At 53.2% G+C, this 18,819-nt stretch carries 21 protein-coding genes; 3 read left to right on the forward strand and 18 right to left on the reverse strand.

Annotated elements, in window-relative coordinates:
• Window positions 1–31 precede the first annotated feature (31 nt).
• The 4 genes from K7H09_RS16870 to K7H09_RS16885 form a co-directional block, all read right to left on the reverse strand.
• Window positions 32–439, reverse strand: a complete 408-nt coding sequence (locus tag K7H09_RS16870) for a VOC family protein (RefSeq protein WP_022523739.1) — start codon at window positions 437–439, stop codon at window positions 32–34.
• 80 nt (window positions 440–519) lie between these two features.
• Window positions 520–1,059, reverse strand: a complete 540-nt coding sequence (locus K7H09_RS16875) for a GrpB family protein (RefSeq protein ID WP_138800281.1) — start codon at window positions 1,057–1,059, stop codon at window positions 520–522.
• A 32-nt stretch (window positions 1,060–1,091) separates the two neighbouring features.
• Window positions 1,092–3,053 carry a M48 family metallopeptidase gene (locus K7H09_RS16880; RefSeq protein ID WP_230805264.1) on the reverse strand — a complete coding sequence of 654 codons (1,962 nt, stop codon included), beginning with the start codon at window positions 3,051–3,053 and terminating at the stop codon, window positions 1,092–1,094.
• 18 nt (window positions 3,054–3,071) lie between these two features.
• The gene (locus K7H09_RS16885) at window positions 3,072–3,668 is read right to left on the reverse strand and encodes a LemA family protein (RefSeq protein WP_170834116.1); all 597 of its coding nucleotides are present in this window, start codon (window positions 3,666–3,668) and stop codon (window positions 3,072–3,074) included.
• 337 nt (window positions 3,669–4,005) lie between these two features.
• On the opposite strand from K7H09_RS16885, the gene kynA reads away from it, so the two are divergent.
• The 3 genes from kynA (at window position 4,006) to K7H09_RS16900 (ending at window position 6,932) form a co-directional block, all read left to right on the forward strand.
• Complete coding sequence (gene kynA, locus K7H09_RS16890; protein ID WP_022523743.1) at window positions 4,006–4,842, forward strand: tryptophan 2,3-dioxygenase; 837 nt, start codon at window positions 4,006–4,008, stop codon at window positions 4,840–4,842.
• Between the two features lie 83 nt (window positions 4,843–4,925).
• Window positions 4,926–6,155 carry a kynureninase gene (gene kynU, locus K7H09_RS16895; protein ID WP_022523744.1) on the forward strand — a complete coding sequence of 410 codons (1,230 nt, stop codon included), beginning with the start codon at window positions 4,926–4,928 and terminating at the stop codon, window positions 6,153–6,155.
• A gap of 12 nt (window positions 6,156–6,167) precedes the next feature.
• On the forward strand, window positions 6,168–6,932 hold the full coding sequence (locus tag K7H09_RS16900) for an alpha/beta hydrolase (protein ID WP_230805266.1): 765 nt from the start codon (window positions 6,168–6,170) through the stop codon (window positions 6,930–6,932).
• A gap of 88 nt (window positions 6,933–7,020) precedes the next feature.
• Here K7H09_RS16900 and K7H09_RS16905 read toward each other — a convergent pair whose 3' ends face one another.
• From K7H09_RS16905 to K7H09_RS16970, 14 genes are all read right to left on the reverse strand, one after another.
• Entirely contained in the window at window positions 7,021–7,506 is a 486-nt protein-coding gene (locus K7H09_RS16905) for a VOC family protein (protein WP_230805268.1), read from the reverse strand.
• Window positions 7,507–7,562: 56 nt separating this feature from the next.
• Window positions 7,563–7,802 carry a hypothetical protein gene (locus K7H09_RS16910; RefSeq protein WP_027959201.1) on the reverse strand — a complete coding sequence of 80 codons (240 nt, stop codon included), beginning with the start codon at window positions 7,800–7,802 and terminating at the stop codon, window positions 7,563–7,565.
• 69 nt (window positions 7,803–7,871) lie between these two features.
• Window positions 7,872–9,185 (reverse strand): S8 family serine peptidase, encoded by a 1,314-nt coding sequence (locus K7H09_RS16915; RefSeq protein WP_230805270.1) that lies wholly within the window; start codon window positions 9,183–9,185, stop codon window positions 7,872–7,874.
• A 197-nt stretch (window positions 9,186–9,382) separates the two neighbouring features.
• Window positions 9,383–10,174, reverse strand: coding sequence for a type I methionyl aminopeptidase (gene map, locus K7H09_RS16920; protein ID WP_230805272.1), 792 nt, complete (start codon window positions 10,172–10,174; stop codon window positions 9,383–9,385).
• Window positions 10,167–10,373 carry a ParD-like family protein gene (locus K7H09_RS16925; RefSeq protein WP_022523750.1) on the reverse strand — a complete coding sequence of 69 codons (207 nt, stop codon included), beginning with the start codon at window positions 10,371–10,373 and terminating at the stop codon, window positions 10,167–10,169. The genes map and K7H09_RS16925 overlap by 8 nt, the downstream gene beginning before the upstream one ends.
• Before the next feature lie 88 nt (window positions 10,374–10,461).
• Window positions 10,462–11,832 (reverse strand): CHAD domain-containing protein, encoded by a 1,371-nt coding sequence (locus K7H09_RS16930; RefSeq protein ID WP_230805274.1) that lies wholly within the window; start codon window positions 11,830–11,832, stop codon window positions 10,462–10,464.
• A 53-nt stretch (window positions 11,833–11,885) separates the two neighbouring features.
• Window positions 11,886–12,287, reverse strand: a complete 402-nt coding sequence (locus K7H09_RS16935) for a DUF2784 domain-containing protein (protein ID WP_230805276.1) — start codon at window positions 12,285–12,287, stop codon at window positions 11,886–11,888.
• Window positions 12,288–12,296: 9 nt separating this feature from the next.
• The gene (locus K7H09_RS16940; protein WP_230805278.1) at window positions 12,297–13,523 is read right to left on the reverse strand and encodes a GGDEF domain-containing protein; all 1,227 of its coding nucleotides are present in this window, start codon (window positions 13,521–13,523) and stop codon (window positions 12,297–12,299) included.
• 66 nt (window positions 13,524–13,589) lie between these two features.
• Window positions 13,590–14,387: a M48 family metallopeptidase gene (locus tag K7H09_RS16945; RefSeq protein WP_230805281.1), complete on the reverse strand. Its 798-nt coding sequence runs from the start codon at window positions 14,385–14,387 to the stop codon at window positions 13,590–13,592.
• Between the two features lie 275 nt (window positions 14,388–14,662).
• The gene (locus K7H09_RS16950) at window positions 14,663–15,463 is read right to left on the reverse strand and encodes a hypothetical protein (protein ID WP_230805283.1); all 801 of its coding nucleotides are present in this window, start codon (window positions 15,461–15,463) and stop codon (window positions 14,663–14,665) included.
• Between the two features lie 237 nt (window positions 15,464–15,700).
• Window positions 15,701–16,198 carry an arsinothricin resistance N-acetyltransferase ArsN1 family B gene (locus tag K7H09_RS16955; protein ID WP_230805285.1) on the reverse strand — a complete coding sequence of 166 codons (498 nt, stop codon included), beginning with the start codon at window positions 16,196–16,198 and terminating at the stop codon, window positions 15,701–15,703.
• 94 nt (window positions 16,199–16,292) lie between these two features.
• Window positions 16,293–16,880, reverse strand: a complete 588-nt coding sequence (locus K7H09_RS16960; RefSeq protein ID WP_230805287.1) for an O-methyltransferase — start codon at window positions 16,878–16,880, stop codon at window positions 16,293–16,295.
• 53 nt (window positions 16,881–16,933) lie between these two features.
• On the reverse strand, window positions 16,934–17,560 hold the full coding sequence (locus tag K7H09_RS16965; protein ID WP_230805289.1) for a LysE family translocator: 627 nt from the start codon (window positions 17,558–17,560) through the stop codon (window positions 16,934–16,936).
• 255 nt (window positions 17,561–17,815) lie between these two features.
• Window positions 17,816–18,568 (reverse strand): Crp/Fnr family transcriptional regulator, encoded by a 753-nt coding sequence (locus K7H09_RS16970; protein WP_230805291.1) that lies wholly within the window; start codon window positions 18,566–18,568, stop codon window positions 17,816–17,818.
• Between the last annotated feature and the right edge of the window lie 251 nt (window positions 18,569–18,819).

An 18,819-nucleotide genomic window follows, 5' to 3' on the forward strand; every position in this document is an offset into this window, starting at 1 on the left:
TCCTTTGCCAAGCTAAAAGAATGTTAACGTGCTAGTTGGAAAGGTTCAGCTGCCAGGAAACGCCGTATTTATCATTCAACCATCCGAATTTTTCACTAAAGCCGTAATTATCTAGAGGCATCAAAACCTTACCTCCATCGCTCAATGCTTTAAATACGTCTTCTATTTCTTTCTCTGAGCCGCACTCAACGTGTAATGACATTGTTGGCGTAAAACTGAACTGATGGTCGTAATAGCTATCCATTGCCAGGAAGAGAGTGCCGTTTATCGAGAAGCGGGCGAGCTTAACTGCCCCTTCGGGATCATGCCCCCCAGCTTCGACACGCTCGATATCGATGATTTTCGAGTTCTCAAATAGCGAAGTGTAAAACTTGATAGCTTCTTCGGCTTTACCGGCCTGATCCCCCACAAACATTAAAGATGTTTTGATAGTCTTCACTTTAACCTCCCATTTCATTTGACGCGCTAAGCGTTACTGTAGAAAGGTCTGCAAAACAGACGCGACATTGACTGCTGTGGTTAAGAGGCATTCTTGAGCGCCTGTTTAATGAAATCCCCTTTCGCCGCCGTATAGGCTTCTCGGTCTGACGTAAATTCCGCCGCCCACAGACGCTTCTTTTTCTCATAACGTTGCGCCAGTTCAGTATCAGCGCGCAGTCTATTGCGAAAAGCCAATCGCCGATGCCACTCTTCACCGCCATACACCATAAGATGCAGATGATGCGTCCTACGCCCCTCGGCCCATCGCATTAACCAACGCCGCCCGACCAAGGAAGCGTTGTACGCTAATGATGTCGCATATTTGGCACGGCACAACGGCTCCAGCAAGTCATCAGCCTGGTGCATTGACTCTACGCCTGCCAGGATATCGATGATTGGCTTGGCCGAGAGACCATGAACAGCGGTACTTCCGATGTGCTCAATGGCTAGAAATTCATCTGGAAATAAATCCAGCAGCCTGTCTCGCTCCTTCTCGAATAGAGCTGGCCAAGCCATATCATATGGAAATAGCGCGACCTCCTCATGGATGGCTCGATTTAAAGATTCCGTTTCATCCATGGCTGAGGCTCCCCTGTATCGAAAATTGTTGCCTATGCTTCATCTGATAACAGTGGCGGCATGGGGCAATCGAGAATATCGGCCATGGCACGGAACAGTTCGGCTTCGGCAGGCAGAATACGTCCACTGTGCTCAATACAGCGCGCCATCGCTTGCAACAGCGCAGGCTTATGCAGAGGCTTTAAGCGCCGCAAACGCTCAACGGCCAGGCTAAGCGCATGCATATCACTTATATCGTCAGTGGCCCTCAATGAGAACGGCAGCTCACTCTCAGCGGCATCGAGCGCGGCGCTTATCTCAGCCGGGTCATCTTGACCGGCGGTGGCAAGCACCGTCAGTAGCATCTGACACTCCCGCTGCAGGTCGTTTATCTTGAGGTTTGCAAGCCCACTGCCTTGCTTGCTGATGTTATTCAACACCAACTGATATAGCGTCCACTCCAACAGACTGACCTGACCATCCGCCTCAATCAACCGTTCCATACAGAGGCGAAAGTGCTGGGCCTGCTCCATCGAGAGCGACCGTAACGCTGGCAGCGTCAGTTCTATTAGAGGCAAGCATAACTGTACATCCAGCCTCAACATTTCCGGGCCATAATCCATCAGCGCTCGGTAAACATCTGGCAGTGCAACTTGATGCAACGCCTTAAGCTGATGCCTACGCATTGTCTTATCCTGGCTAAGCAGCAGTGAATGGATCAGAGCACGAGCGGTATGGGGCTCATGGGCGGCGATTTTAATCCGCTCAGGTAGCGCATCTAGTGTCGCTCTAGCCTGGTTAAGATGGCGCTGGTCAGGCTGGCCCATGGTGTTAATGGCGGTTTGAGCAGAGGCACCGGTTAACACAGCGGCCATTGCCCCCGTTCCCGTGGCTGTTCCCGAGCCGAATCTGGGCTCCGCTTCAGACCGCTCACCGTTGCCTTCTGGTTCTGTTGCGTCATTCTCGGCTTGCTGGATGGGCCAAGTGACTTCGAAGCGGCCATTCCAGTCTGGCATGACCCGCTTGATACGATCTTTAATCGGCGGATGGGTGGCCATCATTTGGCTAAAGCCCTGCCGTACGCCTTGACCGAAGAACAGGTGGCTGAATTCCGCCGCCTGTGTCGCTTGCAGGTGAGAACCCTGGCTGTGCGAGCCGATTTTAACCAGCGCATTACCAATCCCCTTAGGGTTACGGGTAAACTGCACCGCAGAGGCATCCGCCAGATATTCACGCTGCCGACTAACCGCCGACTTGATCAAGTTACCAAAGAAGGTACCTGCATAACCGATCAGCATTAGCGCCGCCCCGAGCGCTAAAACGACTGCTCCTGAGTTGTCGCGTTTTCCACCGCCGACCCGCCGAAAGCGCATACTACGCAGCACTGTTCCGCCCAATAAGCCAATGATTAGGATGCCATGCAGTATGCTGATCAGGCGCATATTCAACCGCATGTCACCATGCAGAATATGGCTAAACTCATGAGCTACGACGCCCTGCAGCTCATCCCGCGTCAGGTTACGGATCGTGCCACGAGTAATCCCGATCACTGCATCATTGGTTTGATAACCGGCGGCGAAGGCATTGATGCTCTCCTCCTCCAGCACATACACGGAGGGCACTGGCGTACCAGAGGCAATCGCCATCTCTTCGACCACATTGAGAATACGCCGCTCATCAGCATCACGGGTATTAAGATTGATCTCGCGTCCACCAAGGGCTTCTGCCACTACCCGGCCACCACGCCTTAGCTGACTGCGTTTGAATAGCCCGCCCAGCACCACGACGGCCAACACTGCAATAGCAACGCCAGTGACCAGTTCAATCGAGAGTGCCGACCACATTCCCTGAGCAGAAAGATTGGTTTGTGTAGCGGATTGCTCCCCCATTAAATGCAGCGCGATGGTAATTGCCAGCGTGGTAACAGCAATTAGGGCAAGTACTGCCAGTACCATCAAAACGACCAGACGCCCGGTTTTACGACGAGCGTTATCCTGCGCGGTAAAAAAATCCATGTCGCGTTTTCCCTGAGCTTAGAACGACACCGTCGGCGCCGCTTGAATCTGGGCGCTGTCTTCAAACTCTAACAACGAGGCATCCTGCCCATGGCCGAACATGCCCGCCACTGCTACCGGCGGGAAGCTCTGCCGATAGGTGTTGTAGTGCATCACCGCATCATTAAATGACTGCCGCGCAAAGGCCACTTTGTTTTCAGTGCTGGTTAGCTCTTCTGACAATTGCTGCATATTTTCTGAGGCTTTTAGATCCGGGTAGGCTTCCATGACCACATTGAGCCGCCCCATCGCCTGTGTCAGCACGCCCTCTGCACCGCCCAGGTCTGCCATGGCTTTGGCACTGCCTGGGTTTGCCGCGGCCGCTTTTAGCCCAGCGGCGGCTGTATTACGAGCCTCGATGACCGACTGCAGCGTCTCCCGTTCATGGCTGAGGTAACCTTTTGCGGTCTCTACCAGATTAGGAATCAGGTCATGCCGACGCTTAAGTTGCACTTCAATTTGCGCAAAGGCGTTCTCAAAGCGATTTTTCAAAGACACAAGTCGGTTGTAGATACCGATGACGTAAAACGCGATAACGGCGATGATCGCCACAGTGATGATGATAGTGAGCACTATGGTTCTTCCTTATAGTAGGCATTCGTCAGTAAAAGCCGGTCTATGAAAAGCTAGACAATGAATGCCTAGCTAGTGAAAAAAGTAGCCACCAAGTTCAATATCCGACGTTCACACATCACTTTGCAAGCTTAGGGAGAAAGGGAATGTCGACATAGCATTGCTCAAGATCACCTTTCTCATAAAACACTGTGATCGTATCGGTACCTGCTCGAAACGATTATCGAGCAGGGCCTGAAGCTCGCCGCCGGTATACTCTGGGACTTAGGTGAACCTAAAGAACAGGCTTGCAAACAAACGACAACAACCACACATTGCACAGCAACCAAGGCAGAATAAAATGACGACTCCTGAAGAAAACAGCGTCGATAATGAAGCCATTCATTGGGATCAGGATATTAGCTACGGCCAGTACCTGGATCTGGAACCCTTGCTTGCTTGCCAAAATCCCGCTTCTGATGAACACGATGAATTACTCTTTATCGTTATCCATCAAGTATCGGAGCTATGGATCAAACTGTGCCTTCACGAAGCTCATGGTGCCGCAGCGCATATTCAAGAAGATAACCTGCGCCCTGCTTTCAAGATGCTAGCGCGGGTTTCCAGAATTCAAGAACAGCTTATCAAGGCCTGGGAAGTGTTGGTCACCATGACCCCCGCCGACTATGCCAGCTTCCGAGACAGCCTTGGCCAAAGCTCTGGGTTTCAGTCCTATCAATATCGGGAAATGGAATTCCTGTTGGGTAACAAGAACGCCAAGCTAATCGAAGCCCACCGATCAAAACCCAAACACTACCAAAAACTTCAGGAATCCCTCCACTCACCCAGTCTGTACGATATCGTGCTGCAGCTGCTTGCCAAACGCGGCTTCAGCATTCCGGAAAGCAAAACCCAACGCGATTGGAGTATTCCCTACACCGCCAGTAGCGAGGTGGAAGCGGTCTGGACGGAAATCTACCGCAACAGCGAACAACACTGGGATCTATACGAGCTTGCTGAAAAACTGGTGGATGTCGAATTCAACTTTCAGCGCTGGCGATTCAGCCACATGAAAACAGTCGAACGTATCATTGGTTATAGACGCGGCACAGGGGGAACGGCTGGGGTGAACTATCTGGTCAAAGCGCTGGATCTTCAATTCTTCCCGGAACTGTGGAGTGTTCGGACGACGATATAAGCACTTGGCGCACTACTGCGCACCCAGTTTAACTACCGTCATGATATTCAAAACAGCGACATACAATTTTTCGGAGCAGCCATATGCCTGTAAGCCTGGATAGTGTTCGTGAGCGTGACCGCCAAGACCCATTGGCAGACTTTAAAAGCCATTTCGCTCTGCCCGAAGGCGTGCTTTATCTTGATGGGAACTCACTGGGCGCTCAACCTAAGGCCGCCAAACAGGCGGTCGATGAGACTCTGGATCAGTGGCGCGACCAACTGATCAAAGGCTGGAACCAGGGCTGGTTCGATGCCCCGGAACGCCTGGGCAATCTACTAGCCCCGGTGATTGGTGCGCAACGCGGTGAGGTGAGCGTTACTGACAATATCACGCTAAATATCTTCAAGCTGCTGGGGTATATCCTCGGCCAAGGCAAGGAGGGTCGCCAGGCGGTTCTTAGCGAAGGCGGCAACTTCCCGACTGATGGCTACATCGCCCAAGGCTATTGCCGCGTGAGTGGCGCCGAGCACCGCTTCCTGCCCGAAGGAGGCAACTTGGCCGAACACCTCGACGGTGTAGCCGTGGTGGTACTGAGCCAAGTTAATTACCGTACTGGCAAATTACGCGATATAGCCACCACCACGAAACTGGTGCACGACCACGGCGCGGAAGTCATCTGGGATTTGGCCCATTCCGCAGGCGCACTGCCCATTGATCTAAACGGTTGCGGTGCTCGCTACGCCGTAGGCTGTACGTACAAGTACCTTAACGGCGGCCCTGGCGCGCCAGCTTTTTTATACGTGCATAGCGATCACCAAGACAAAGGTTGGCAGCCGCTTTCCGGCTGGCACGGCCATGCATCGCCCTTCGCTTTTGAAGCGGATTACACCCCAGCGGGGGATATTTCCCGCTTTCGCACTGGCACCCATTCGGCACTGGCCTACGCCGCTCTGGAAGCCTCACTCGCCCTATGGAGCGAGGTGGACATGCAGGCGCTGAGAGAAAAAAGTCTGGCCATGAGCGACCTGTTTCGAGAGTGTTTAAGCGATATTTTTACCACTCATAATATTGACGATATAACCCCGTCAGCCAGTGAGCGCGGCAGCCAGGTATCACTGATGGATAGTCAAAACGGTTACGCTATCGTTCAAGCCTTGATTGCCCGCGGTGTGATCGGCGACTACCGGGAACCCGGCTTAATGCGTTTTGGTTTTACTCCGCTCTATCTCAGTTTTAAAGATGTTTGGCAGGCCGCCCAGCACTTCCGCGAGGTAATGGAAAGCGGTGAGTACCAGGATCCGCAGTTTCATGTACGTGGTGCCGTTACCTAATAGAGGTACGTGATGACTGAGATACCCCTGAACCTCGCCTACTCGCCGAGCCATTTCGCTCGGGATTTCGAAGCCACTTTAACGCGTCAGGCAGCTTTAGGTAGTGACCTAGTGGCACGCCACCAGCCGATTACCCTGCGCTACGGTGAAGATCCGGCGGCCCGCCTCAACCTGTTTGTTCCGGAAAGTACCGCGGGCCCCTGGCCGCTGATGCTATTTATTCACGGCGGCTACTGGCAGGCGCTGGATAACACCGCGACGGACTTTCTGGCTGAACGCTACCTGGCCCGTGGTATGGCCTTCGCCTCCCTGGGTTACGGCTTAGCACCGGAAACCTCCATTAACACCATGGTGAGCCAATGCATTGAGGGGATTGGGGCGGCATGCAACGCCCTCGCGGATAACGGTGGCGTGTGGTCTATTGTATTAGGCGGCCATAGCGCCGGTGCCCAGCTAGCCTACTGGGTAGCCACCAGTGGTGATATATCCATTGATAAGTTGATACTGGTTAGCGGCGTTTATGACCTAACACCATTGGTGGATACCTACGTTAACGAAGCGCTGGAGCTCACTCCACCCCAAGCGCTTGCGTTAAGTCCTATATTTGCCGATTCCAGCAAACTACCCTCATGCCAAGTGGTGATCGCCGAAAGCGATCCGCCCGCTTTTCGCCAACAAACACACGATTTTGTTGCAGCGTTAAAAACTAGCCATATCCAAGTCGAGCTCGTGGATATAGCTAATTGCGATCACTTTGATGTGTTAGATGCTCTATGAGTTTGAACAAACAATCGGCAGAAGTACGTACAACAATGACCAACACTAAGCGGTCGAATAACGTAAAAACAGTATCACCCACCCTGTCTCAACCGTGAAGCGCCGCCTCTATTTCCGCGACGTTGATTTTTCTCATCTGCATCATTGCGTCGAATGCGCGTTTAGCGGCGGCAGGGTCAGGGTCGGTAATGGCGTTAATCAGTACAGCAGGCGTTATCTGCCACGATATTCCCCATTTATCCTTGCACCAGCCACAGGCACTTTCCTCGCCACCATTGCTAACAATGGCATTCCAATAGCGATCCGTTTCGGCTTGGTCATTCGTTGATACCTGAAAAGAGAACGACTCATTGTGCGTAACCCCAGGCCCGCCGTTGAGCCCAAGGCACGGAATGCCCATCACGGTAAACTCTACGGTCAATACATCCCCTTGCTTACCCGATGGAAAGTCTCCCGGTGCGTGATGAACCGCCCTGACAAACGAATCAGGAAAGGTATCAGCGTAAAAGCGTGCTGCCTCTTCTGCACCACCATCGTACCAAAGGCAAACAGTGTTCTTTGCGGGGGTTGCCATATCACATCTCCACTAAAACCATAGCGTCATTAAGCCCAGTGAAATATTTACCGAGCTTACCAAGTCTCCTCAGAGCCCGGTGGCCCCATATCGATCTGCATATCAGGCGCTATATCCACTACGCCTTTGATCTTTTTCAGCCGTTCCGCCGTGGCATCGTCAGCCGAGCCGGTAATGCAACCGATCTCCTCCAGCACCTCCTGGATATTTAATCCTTCAGCGCTGAGACGTGTGGCCATTTCATTTATCGGTTGATCGCTGGAAATAGTGATCAACCATAGCGCTACCGCTGGCATCTGGCGTACCCCCCTAGTAAGTGCACTGGGCGGCCTGAAAGGAGCGCCTGCCCAGTGCGTCGCCCAACATCAAGGCGCTTGTACCAACCCAGCTCCCACGCGGGATTCAGGCGATGGCAGCTCTTGCACCGAAGCCACTAGCTGTTGCCACAGTTTCCTTCCCCGTAATGAGGCATCAGACTGTGCCCACAGTGCCGCGCAGCCTGCCACGTGTGGTGCCGCCATGCTGGTGCCACTGATCGGTTTATGGCGAGTGGGCCGGGGCCATGAGGAGAAGATATCGCGCCCAGGCGCGGCAATTTCGATCTTGCCATGATTGGAAAAGCTGGAAGGCTTCAGGTTCGGGTCGAGAGACGCCACCGACATCACGGTAGGCGAGTTGGCAGGCGCCCCTGTATTGGTAGCTGAATTACCCGCTGCAGCGATAACGAGACACCCATTACGCAGTGCCGCTTCACCAGCATGGGTGTAAGCGGCCTGCACCGGGCTCTGGCTGCCAAGCGACATCGAGATCACCTCACAGCGGTTGGCGATGGCCCAGTTCAGGCCAGCGAGAACGCCCGCCCCGGTACTGCTGCCCGAGTTGGTCAGCACCTTGCCGACGAAGACCTGCGCCTCATACGCGATCCCGTAACGCTGAGTGTTTTCACCGGGCGCCTGGGGGCCACAGGCCGTGCCGATACAGTGAGTACCGTGCCCGTTAATATCCTGCACCGGCTCCCCGACGAATGAGCGGGTAACGAACTCCCTACCCTCGAAATCCGGGTGGCCAAGATCCATCCCGGTATCCAGAACGGCGACTTTTATACCCGCGCCACTCCAGCTACTTTGCGGCACCTTACAGCGTTTTAGCCCCCAAGTTGGCCGAAGGGCGTCCTCTTCAAGGTTCTCTTCGCCTTCTTCCAAATCCAGCTCAACGCCAAGATCACGAGCGATGGTGCTGCCTGCCCGCAAAAAACCCCGTAGATATTCAGAATTTTCAGAAAAGGCGAAATACTCTGGCTCAATAATTTCGATGGGACTATCCGCGGCTACTTTACCCAGCGCACTCATGCCATGCTGCTGTAGGGCATCGCCGCCTACCAGCGCTACTCCAATCTCCGGAAATACCATTGCCTCAGCATCTCCGGCATCTTCCAGGCTAACGGCTTGATCGGTGAAATCCCGCGCATCAGCGATGCGAAATTTCTGGGCTTTTAGCGACTTAATGCCCTCTTCTACCCGCCCCTCACGATAGCTAATCAGAAAGCGCCCGGTTTCAAGGCAATTGCCGCCCCGCTCTAAGGCTGCCAATAGCAATTTATCGGTGCCGCATGAAACAGTGGCGAGTAACTCACCCGCTGGCGTACTGCCTTTTCCGTTACCTGTCGGTTTTTTCGCCATCGTAGACATCCTTTTCATTTAGCTGGTAAGCGATATGGAATAGGTGAATCATAGACACCATGCAAGGGAAAGCATGCCTAGCTATGCCACATCCACCATTTCAGCTTAACGCACCTGATATGCTTCGCCAGATCGATTTCAGGCTACGGCCCTTAAACATACAGGGCGCTTAAACGAAGGAGGATAGATCATGGCCGTTATGGGTTAATCTCAGTAGGGAGGCACTCGTCATCGCGGAGTGTTAGCACTTCGAAACCAGAGGATGTGACCGCTACCGTATGCTCCCACTGAGCAGACAATTTCTTGTCACTGGTCACCACCGTCCAGCCATCCCGCTTGGTTTTTATCTTGGCCCTGCCCTGATTAATCATAGGCTCGATGGTAAACACCATCCCTTCTTTCAACGCCAGGCCTCTGCCTCTCTTCCCGTAATGCAGCACCTGCGGCTCTTCATGCATTTCGCGACCAATGCCATGGCCACAATACTCACGAACGACAGAGTATCCGTGTTTTTCGGCATATTGCTGAATTGCGTAGCCTACATCACCCAACGTGGCACCGGGCTTAACCACTTGTATTCCTTGCCACATGGCCTCGTAGGTTTTATCGACCAGTCGCTTGGCATAGGGAGCCACATCGCCAATCAGATACATCTTGCTGGAGTCAGCAATAAAGCCGTCTTTCTCCAGGGTAATGTCGACATTGACGATATCGCCTGTTTTGAGTATTTGCTTCTCGGATGGAATGCCATGGCACACCACGTGGTTGACTGAGGCATTCAATACGTACTGGTAATCGTATTGCCCCTTACTGGCCGGGCGAGCCTGCAATTGATCGACGATATAGCGCTCAGCCCAATCGTTAATAGCCATGGTGGATACGCCGGGCGCTATCCGTTGGTCGAGATGACTGAACACCAATCCGAGTAGCCGTCCGGCTTCTCGCATCAAACGCAACTCCTCCTCGCTTTTTAGCGTCAGCTCACTCACCGACCACCTTCCTTACTTCAACGTCGGCTTGTTTCATTTGCTCACGCATGATGTCAGAGAAGGTCATTCCCGGATTGGCCTCGGCAAGCATGCCCACCTTTATCCAGTACTCTGCCTGGGCATTGATTGAGCGCACCATGACAGTGCTTGCCTTGCGAATATCCTCATGCAACTGGTCATTGATCTTAACGATACCCATCACACCACCCAATATATGAAACGAATATAAAGCATATATGAATCATATATCGCGTAACGATTGGCGGCAAGGCTACCTGATTACGTTGTTACGGGGACACGTTGGCCATAGGTTCCAACGCCAATACTTCTTTGCGCAGCACAAGCTTCGGCTTCTCTAACGAATCGCGCCACTGAACACACTCCTGCTGTTGCTGCGGGTCGTTATCGGGGCTTGCGCCGAAGGCATCCAGCCAGGCCTGACGGGAACACAGGTCTTGATACTCCCCAAGCAGGCGCTGGCGGTACTTCAGTTGGGACAGAAACGGCTCAGGGGTCTCTGGATTCAGATCAGCCAGGTAGCGAATCCGCTTCACGCCCTTACGCAGTTCATGGAACCCGGTGTCATGGGTATCCAACGAGAGTGCTGCAAGGTCTTCATCGTGACGTGCGATACGCTCATTCAGTACCGTACGGATACGCTTTGGCGTAAGTTTCGAAAGTGCCTTACCAACGTCATCGGAAGCGATAAAGTGCTGCCATGCCTCCATCTCCTCAGCATACGCCGGTGCACTTAACTGCTGGCACAGCGCCTGGTGGCGTTCCCGCTGGCAATCCTGCAGCCACTGCATCAATCCCTGGCGACTACCAGGAGTGAGCGGCGGGGGCGTCTTGGCTATATCCTCCAGAAACACATCAATATCACGCAGGTCACTGGTAGCCTGGGCACGTTGCTTGAGCCGCTTAAGCATCTTTTTCAGGCCAGGCACTCGGGTAATGGCGCGCACGGATTCACCCACTGCCCGGCTACGACGCAGATTGACCCGGTACTGGTGCAGGAACTCAGGATCAATGCCTGCGATGACACCGGCTTCCAAGGCACGGATCATCTGATACTGGTGCTCCATCATGTCACGCATGCGGCTGGCGGTGTCGTTATTGCGTTTGGGTGGTTGGGGGGCAAGGCGCTGAAAAAAAGGATAGCTGGCCGTTTCCGGGGTCAGGAACCCTGCCAGTTTGGCTCCGTTATGCCCCGCGCTTTTCCAAGAAGAGCCGGACAGCGTGAAATGCAGCACGCTCCCGGTGGGCAGTGAATGCGGCGCAGCCTTGTCGAGCCAACAAGCCAGATCATGCAGCGCAGGGTTATGCCCAATCACCAGGACTCTTTCGGCTTCGTTTGGCAACGATTCGAGCCAGGCCTGCAGCCCGCCACCATCGAACGTGTAAAGGTCTTCATCGAAGTGAACTTGGTTGACCAGAGTATGATCAGGCAGTTGGCCTGCGATCTCATCGAAGGTTTCCCGCGTGCGAGCCGCTGTGCTGGCGTAAATCCCCCCTTCTAACGCTTGCCAGTGCTGCAGCACATGCGCCATCGCCGCTGCCTGACGTTTACCACGCTTTCGCAACGGCCGCTGGTGGTCGGTCAAATCGCCACTGGGCTGTTTAGCCTTGGCATGCCGCATTAGGTATAGGTGCCGCATGGGTTCGCTCCCAAGCACAGTATGATACGCAAAGTTTAGTACACGCCCATCTTCTAGCGAGAGTGCTGTCGAGGCTTCACCACAAACCAACTGGCCAACACCAGGCTACCGAATAGCGTGTACACCACCACAAACACCCACTCCGGCAAAGTGAAATAGAGCAGGCTGTGCAGCCAGTACTGAATAAACGAGCCCGAATAAGTAGCGGCGCCCGCCTCTGCCCTAAGCGCCATTTCCCAGGTGGTTAACGGGCAAACCACCCCGAGCCAAGCCTGAACCACCACATAGCCAATGGCGCAAAGATGTACGATGCGGAAGGTTTTATTGCGAACCCACCTCCAGTTGAAGAAGTAGCCTGCGTAAATGGCGACCAGGCCTAACACCACGAAGGCCACAAACAGCACATGGAGAATTAGAAGGGTGTCGGCGAGCATTAGCAGCAGTGATGGGGGCATAGGAAAGCGCTACTTGCTGCCAACGGGTGAATCTGGTGCTTCGACGACATCGCTGCAGACGACGACTTGGTTCCTCCCAGCGCGTTTGCCAACATAAAGCATCTCATCCGCTCGTTTAATTAAAGACTCCAGATCGGCTTCCTCTGAATCGGTAGCCGCCACGCCAACGGTGACGCTTGGGCGCAGTTTGCCCATCTCTTCTGTTAACGAAAGTTCAGCCACCTTCTTTTTCAAACGCTCTGCTACCATTTGCGCATCGCTCGAGCTGGTGTCTGGGAGTGCGACAACAAACTCTTCACCACCAAAACGTCCTATCACATCCGTTGGGCGCAGCGATTCTGCACAGACTTCGGCAATCTTGGTTAGCACCCAATCCCCATGGCTATGCCCCCAGGTGTCGTTAATGTGTTTGAAGTGATCCACATCGATCATAAACAGGCTGAATGGCACCTTGTGGGTTTGCGAGTGCTGCAACAGATCTTTAGCCAGTTTTATAAAATGGCCGCGATTATTCAGGCTGGTCAGCGCGTCCTGCTCAGCGACTACCCTCAGCTGTTCTTCCAGTGATTTTCGGTGCGCGATCTCTTTGTGTAACTGGTGGTTATTCTCTCGCTCTTCTTGAAGCAGTGCATATTGCTTACGCTGCAGGCATTCCAAGCGCAGCAGGGCGAAAAACCCTACAACGCTGCCCATAATCAGCAACAGTGCGACCAGTAGCGTCGCTATCGGGGCAAGACTTGCGAACAGCACCGCTGCCACTAAAAAGCCAATATTTAAATAGAGGCTGGCCGCTGTCACGACTGTTAGCGGATTGGGAATCAGAAGATAAAACGCCATGGTAGCCACCACCACCGCGGTGATTTGAGTGGGGAGGCTTTCGGGTCGTAGGGGGACAATCAATATAATGCCCGTGGCAAATACCCACAGCGGTAAGGCGTGCAACCAAGCACGGTAATCATTGCCACCCCAGCGCCGCACAACGAGTGCCACCAACAGGCAAATGCTCACCACCACTATTCGCATGGTAAGCAGCAGATAGAACTCCCTGGTAAGGCCCAGCAGGTAGTAATCTGCAATCGCGAACATGCCAAAGACACATGCCGCAACGCTCACAGCAAAGCTAAACTCAAGCCGCACGCTTTCCTGGATAGAGCGGCGATACATCAACTCACGGCTGGCATCGCAAAACTGCCCGGTTAACCCATGCACCTGATACTGTTGTTTCTGTAATGGCACAGCCCCACACTCCCGACGTCACGTGGCAATTTTTCTTATTTTATCAATAACGCGATGCCACTCACCTCAACATTCAGCAGGCGTAACCGTACGATAGCTGGCCGTGGCCTTTTCCAGCCCTTGCTGTAATGCCCGAATGCGCGATTCATGGGCAGGATGCGTAGAAAGAAATTCAGGGGGCTGACCACCACCGCTAGCAGCCATGTTGCGCCACAGGGTCACGCTCTGCTGCGGGTCAAACCCCGCACGGGCCATAATTTCCAAGCCCATCAAATCGGCCTCCTCCTCATGGGTGCGGCTGAAAGGCAGGCTAATGCCCAACTGGGCACCGATACCCAAGGCCTGCATCAATTGCTGGTTGCCAAATTCCTCTTCCCCTAATAACCCCACCACCAATAACACGGCTTTAATGCCAAGCTGCTGGGTAAGCCGCTCATTGCCATGATCCGCCAACACATGCCCCACCTCGTGCCCAATCACCGCCGCTAGCTGGGCTGGCGTCTCGGCCACTCGCAGTAGCCCGCTATGCACCCCGATGCGTCCACCCGGCAGAGCAAACGCATTGGGGGAAGCATCCTCAAATACCACCACTTCCCAGCGTTCAGGGAAAGCGAGCCCTGGGTAGCTCGCCTTAGCGCCAGCCACCACTTTTTCAGCCACGCACTGCACCAACTGATTAGCCTGCGTATCGCGATTGATCGGCTGGCTATTGCGCAGCTGATTAAAGGCATCTTCCCCCATGTTAGCCATTAACGCGTTCGGTACTAACGCCAATTGGGAGCGCCCGGTGGGCGTTTCCCCGCAACCAGCCAAAGAGGCCAGCAACATCAAAAGGAAAAGAGGTAACAGAAATCGCCGATGCATCGGATAGTATCGCCTGGATTAAGAAACGTGCAGTAGAGTGTAAGGCGCTTCTCAGGCGTAGCGCTCGTCGCGTTCATCAACGCTACCCAGCCCAAGGTGCCGGTCGTAATCGTAGGCCACAAATAGGCGGACATAATCCAACTCGGTATGAAGCTCTAGCGAACCTACCACTCCTTGGCGGAGCAGTAGATATCGTCTAGAACTTCCCCGTTAAAGTAACGGGGAGACACGTCTAGAGTTCTTCGCTGCGAGGTATTATTCGTTAAGGCTGTAAATCACTCAGGCGTTTGCGCTTCGTCGCGCATCACTTCGAGCGAAGTGATTTCAACGGTGAGCGCGTCACGCGTTGTTTCTAACTCACTTACCCGATCACCGACCGCTGAAAGTTGGTTATTGGCCTCTTCTATCTGAGTATTTAGCGCTTCAAGGTCAGCTTCAACCTGACTGCGGGCATCTTCTGCCTCTTGACGAGCCTGTTGCGCGGTATCGCTGGCGGCTTCGGCTTCTTCAATCTCGGCGTTGAGCGCTTCAAGGTCTGCTTCAGCCTCGCTGCGAGCGTCTTCTGCGTCTTGACGAGACTGTTGAGCGGCATCACGGGCGGCCTCGGCCTCTTCTTTCTCTTTTTCTACCTCGGCGTAGTTCTCATTCAGCTCTTCAAGGCTGCTCTGCCGTTCGTCGACCTGCTCATTGAGGGTCTCCACTTCTTCTTCGCGGGTTTCACGCTCGCCCCGTAAAGCATTCAAATCTTCTTCAGCGTGGGCAATGTCTGATCGGGTTGCAGCTAGCTCGGCTTCAGCATCAGATTGCTCAACCTCAAGGGCGCTCATTCTCTGCTGCAGTGTTGCTAAATCAAGCTCCGCGGCTTCAACCTCAGACATCTCCGCCTGAATCTGTTGATGCTCCCGCTCAGTTTCAGCCAGACGCGCTTCGAGCGCATCCATATGGTCTCCCCGCGACCCTGCAATGGTGTGCGCCACAATGGCCCAGACCACCGCACTAATCGCGATGACCAAGAGCACCTTTACCCGGTTATCACTCAACAGTGCTGCCATCGATGGTTTATTAGTCCCTGTCATTGATGCAATCCTCTAGTTTTATGGCTATTGCTAATATAGTAGCTAATGTATATATATCAGCGCGTTGATATCAGGCCCATTACTAATATGGAGGAAAGTTGCTGATTGAGCTATGAGTCGAGGTTAAGGCTACCCCGCACCGCCGCCTGTATTGCGCATGAGAGGCTGAGGTGTGGGGAGGTTTGGGAATTTTGGGCCTTTGCCTCAAGCAACCGCTGCCATGGTAAGGAGTGGGAATCAAAAGCTAACGTTCAAATTTAGCTGCCAATAACCAACGTCGTGCCACTGATCGAACTTAAACCCCACCTTTTCAAAATGGGCCACTTTTTTCATGCCCATTTTCTCATGCAGTGCAACGCTGGCAGGGTTGGGAAGCGTGATGCCGCCTATCACCGCATGAATGCCGACCTCTTTGAGCTTGGTAAAGAGTGTTTTGTACAGTTTTGCCCCCAAGCCCCTGCCTAGCACCTGATTGGAAAGATAGACGCTGGCTTCGACTGAAAATCGATAGGCGCTTCTCTCCTTCCATTTTGTCGCGTAAGCGTAGCCCACCACGGCACCATCTTCCACTGCCACCAACCAAGGCAACCCGGCCCCCTGAACGGCTTCAATCCGGCCTTGAATGTCTGAGTCCATGACTGGCTTTTCTTCAAATGAAATAGCGGTATTTTCGATGTAGTGGTTATAAATGTGCGCGATGGCTTCCGAATCACCCTTTACGGCATCTCTGATCATGGTTTATTCCATTTATATTCTGACGGTTTAGAATCGATGAAAAATCGACTTCCGCTTTCTACATCAGCTAAGGCGCCTTTACGCTAAGCAGGCGTTACCCGAACCGCGTTGCCAAAAACTCGCCATTGCCCACAGGTACAGTGCACGTGGTGAAATCGGGGTCTGCCGATACCAGCGCTATAAACTCAGCCATTTCATCTGCGTGGGAAGTGGCATTATCCACCACAAGCAGTCCGCCCTTACGTAAAGCTCGCTGGATATTCGGCCACCACTGCACATAATCAGAGCGTTTTGAGTCTAGAAAGAGCAGATCGAAACTGGCATCGTCCAGGCTCTCAAGCAGAGCACCCGCCTCCCCTTGATGCTGAGTAATGACCTCAGAGAAACCGGAGCGCTCAAAATTTCTAACGGCCATCTCTATCTTAAATTCCGAAAGTTCAACGGTGGTAACGTGCCCTCCAATTCTCTGCACAGCCTGGGCCAGCCATAAGGTGGAGTATCCATTCGAGGTGCCAATTTCCAATACTCGCTGGGCATTGGTTGCTTGAACAAGTACCGATAGAAACTCCCCCGTATCGCGGGTGATATTCAGCATGCGCCTTGGGCGTTCAGAAATGGCAGCATCGTTTTGTAGGCCAAATTGCTCAAGTTCCGTTAGCAGTTTTTGAAGATTTTCACTCACCGTTGCCCCCCGTTTGGCACAGCATTTCAATTAGAACATTGACTGGCCTTTGCTTACGCAGGCCGCTTTGCAAGCAGCGCCCAGACACCCGCTGAAGAGAGTAACGTTCCACCAACCATGTTGAAGCTGCGCTGGGCACGACGCGATGCAAGCATCTTGCGCACCGACGTTGCGAATACGGCATAGAGAGTGGCATTGAGCGTTGCCAACGCCACGAACGTGACCGCAAGTATCCATAGTTGTTGCCCAGCATCGGCGTTCGGGCTGACGAATTGCGGTAAGAAGGCAACGAAAAAGATAATGCCCTTTGGGTTAAGCGCAGTAACGAGATAGGTGTTAGTGAAGAGCTTCCAGCGCGAACCTGATACTGCTGGTGTTACTGGCTGCACTGATGATAGACCGGCACGCAACAGCTTGATGCCCATATAGAGCAGGTATAAACCACCGATCCACTTGACCACGGTGAACCAGAATGCCGAGGTGGCTAACACCGCCCCCAAGCCAAGCAGTGAAAAGAGCAGCGCGGTTGAATCACCTAACGCCACCGCTGCAACAAGCGGAATATTGGCGCGCCTGCCTTGGGCAATGGAGTAGCTAACCACGGTCAAAATCGTCGGCCCAGGGATGGCGAGCAACGCCATAGACGCAAGGGCAAAGGCAAACCAGATTTCAATAGACATGGAAAGCTACCTCACAGGTGGTTAATGCTAAGTTAGCATAAGCTCAATAATGATTGGAGTGCTCTGCTAGAAGCTAATTGGCTCTATCTATTATCACGCTGGCACACGCAGCGGCTTGGTCAACGCCTTACCGAAACGTGGGTGGAATGGGGCGAGGAAGTGATGGAGGAAGATTAGCTATTGGTGAAACCAGCTTTTTGTGGAAGCTTAGGGCTTTGGAGGGGCTGTTATCAGTCAAAAAAGGCTACCGGCGCTTTATGGGCTAGCTTTTAAAAGTTCAGAAAATGACGGGGGTAGGAGTTCATCAATATAGCTATCATTGAACTCGACTAACCGCGCCAACGCTTCGGGGTCGGGTAGCTTCACGTGCTGGCGGTTTCGGATCACCAACCCCTCATCACGCAGCATCGAGAAAGTCCGGCTTACGTGTACCGGACTCATCCCCAACGCATCACTAATCAGTTCCTGCGTGAGCGGCATGAAGAAGCTATTGTCCTCAACGGCATCGATCCGCTTGAGGCGCAGATAGATCTCGTAAAGAAAGTGCGCCAACTGCTCGTGGGCTGAATACTTGCCGAGGTAAATAAGCCGCTCGGAGAGCTGCGCCTGCTGACGGGTGGCGGTGGCCACGATGCCGACAGCTAAGCTCGAACGTCCAAAGAGTTTAAAAAGCTGCTGATAGGAGAATGAACAGATCACACCTTTATTAATCATTGCCGCGCTCGCCAAGCGACGGGTGAAGCCAAAATCGCGCATGCCGATGATATCGCCTGGAAGGTAAAACTTGAGAATCTGCTTTGAACCATTTTTCAAGTTACGATAAGAGTATGCCCAGCCCTCCTTGACCACGCAGAACAGATCAGCATCCTCGCTCTCCTGCCAGAGCACCTCGCTAGCTGACATGTATCTAGGGCTGAGCTCAAGACCCAGCAATAACGCTTTATCTTCTGTAGACAAAACGCCTTGAGTACTAAGGCCCCGCATCACTACTGAATCGATGAGAGACACTCTGTTACCCCTCAGGCAAATGATTTATTAACCTTATTCTAAAACATTTGCCTACTTTACTAACCTAACGTAGGTTATGAATTATGCTTATTATCAATTGGTTGCGTGATTCTCACCGGGATGATTAGACTCCCGAATGCCCCACAGCAACCTCGTTTCGGCAACAGATCAAACGACGCCATCAGGTCAGCCCCCGCGCCTGGCGCAAGACCTTCAGCGGCAATGTCTGACTATCCTGCCAAACTTCTCGT

It is taken from the genome of Halomonas sp. IOP_14, assembly GCF_021021315.1.
Taxonomy (GTDB): domain Bacteria; phylum Pseudomonadota; class Gammaproteobacteria; order Pseudomonadales; family Halomonadaceae; genus Vreelandella; species Vreelandella titanicae.

Excerpts from the sequence above, each read along its gene's own strand:
- K7H09_RS16875 (WP_138800281.1), bottom strand. The coding sequence starts at position 1,059 with ATGGATGAAACGGAATCTTTAAATCGAGCCATCCATGAGGAGGTCGCG.
- K7H09_RS16880 (WP_230805264.1), bottom strand. The coding sequence starts at position 3,053 with ATGGATTTTTTTACCGCGCAGGATAACGCTCGTCGTAAAACCGGGCGT.
- kynA (WP_022523743.1), top strand. The coding sequence starts at position 4,006 with ATGACGACTCCTGAAGAAAACAGCGTCGATAATGAAGCCATTCATTGG.
- kynU (WP_022523744.1), top strand. The coding sequence starts at position 4,926 with ATGCCTGTAAGCCTGGATAGTGTTCGTGAGCGTGACCGCCAAGACCCA.
- K7H09_RS16900 (WP_230805266.1), top strand. The coding sequence starts at position 6,168 with ATGACTGAGATACCCCTGAACCTCGCCTACTCGCCGAGCCATTTCGCT.
- K7H09_RS16905 (WP_230805268.1), bottom strand. The coding sequence starts at position 7,506 with ATGGCAACCCCCGCAAAGAACACTGTTTGCCTTTGGTACGATGGTGGT.
- K7H09_RS16910 (WP_027959201.1), bottom strand. The coding sequence starts at position 7,802 with ATGCCAGCGGTAGCGCTATGGTTGATCACTATTTCCAGCGATCAACCG.
- K7H09_RS16915 (WP_230805270.1), bottom strand. The coding sequence starts at position 9,185 with ATGGCGAAAAAACCGACAGGTAACGGAAAAGGCAGTACGCCAGCGGGT.
- K7H09_RS16925 (WP_022523750.1), bottom strand. The coding sequence starts at position 10,373 with ATGGGTATCGTTAAGATCAATGACCAGTTGCATGAGGATATTCGCAAG.
- K7H09_RS16930 (WP_230805274.1), bottom strand. The coding sequence starts at position 11,832 with ATGCGGCACCTATACCTAATGCGGCATGCCAAGGCTAAACAGCCCAGT.
- K7H09_RS16935 (WP_230805276.1), bottom strand. The coding sequence starts at position 12,287 with ATGCCCCCATCACTGCTGCTAATGCTCGCCGACACCCTTCTAATTCTC.
- K7H09_RS16945 (WP_230805281.1), bottom strand. The coding sequence starts at position 14,387 with ATGCATCGGCGATTTCTGTTACCTCTTTTCCTTTTGATGTTGCTGGCC.
- K7H09_RS16950 (WP_230805283.1), bottom strand. The coding sequence starts at position 15,463 with ATGACAGGGACTAATAAACCATCGATGGCAGCACTGTTGAGTGATAAC.
- K7H09_RS16955 (WP_230805285.1), bottom strand. The coding sequence starts at position 16,198 with ATGATCAGAGATGCCGTAAAGGGTGATTCGGAAGCCATCGCGCACATT.
- K7H09_RS16965 (WP_230805289.1), bottom strand. The coding sequence starts at position 17,560 with ATGTCTATTGAAATCTGGTTTGCCTTTGCCCTTGCGTCTATGGCGTTG.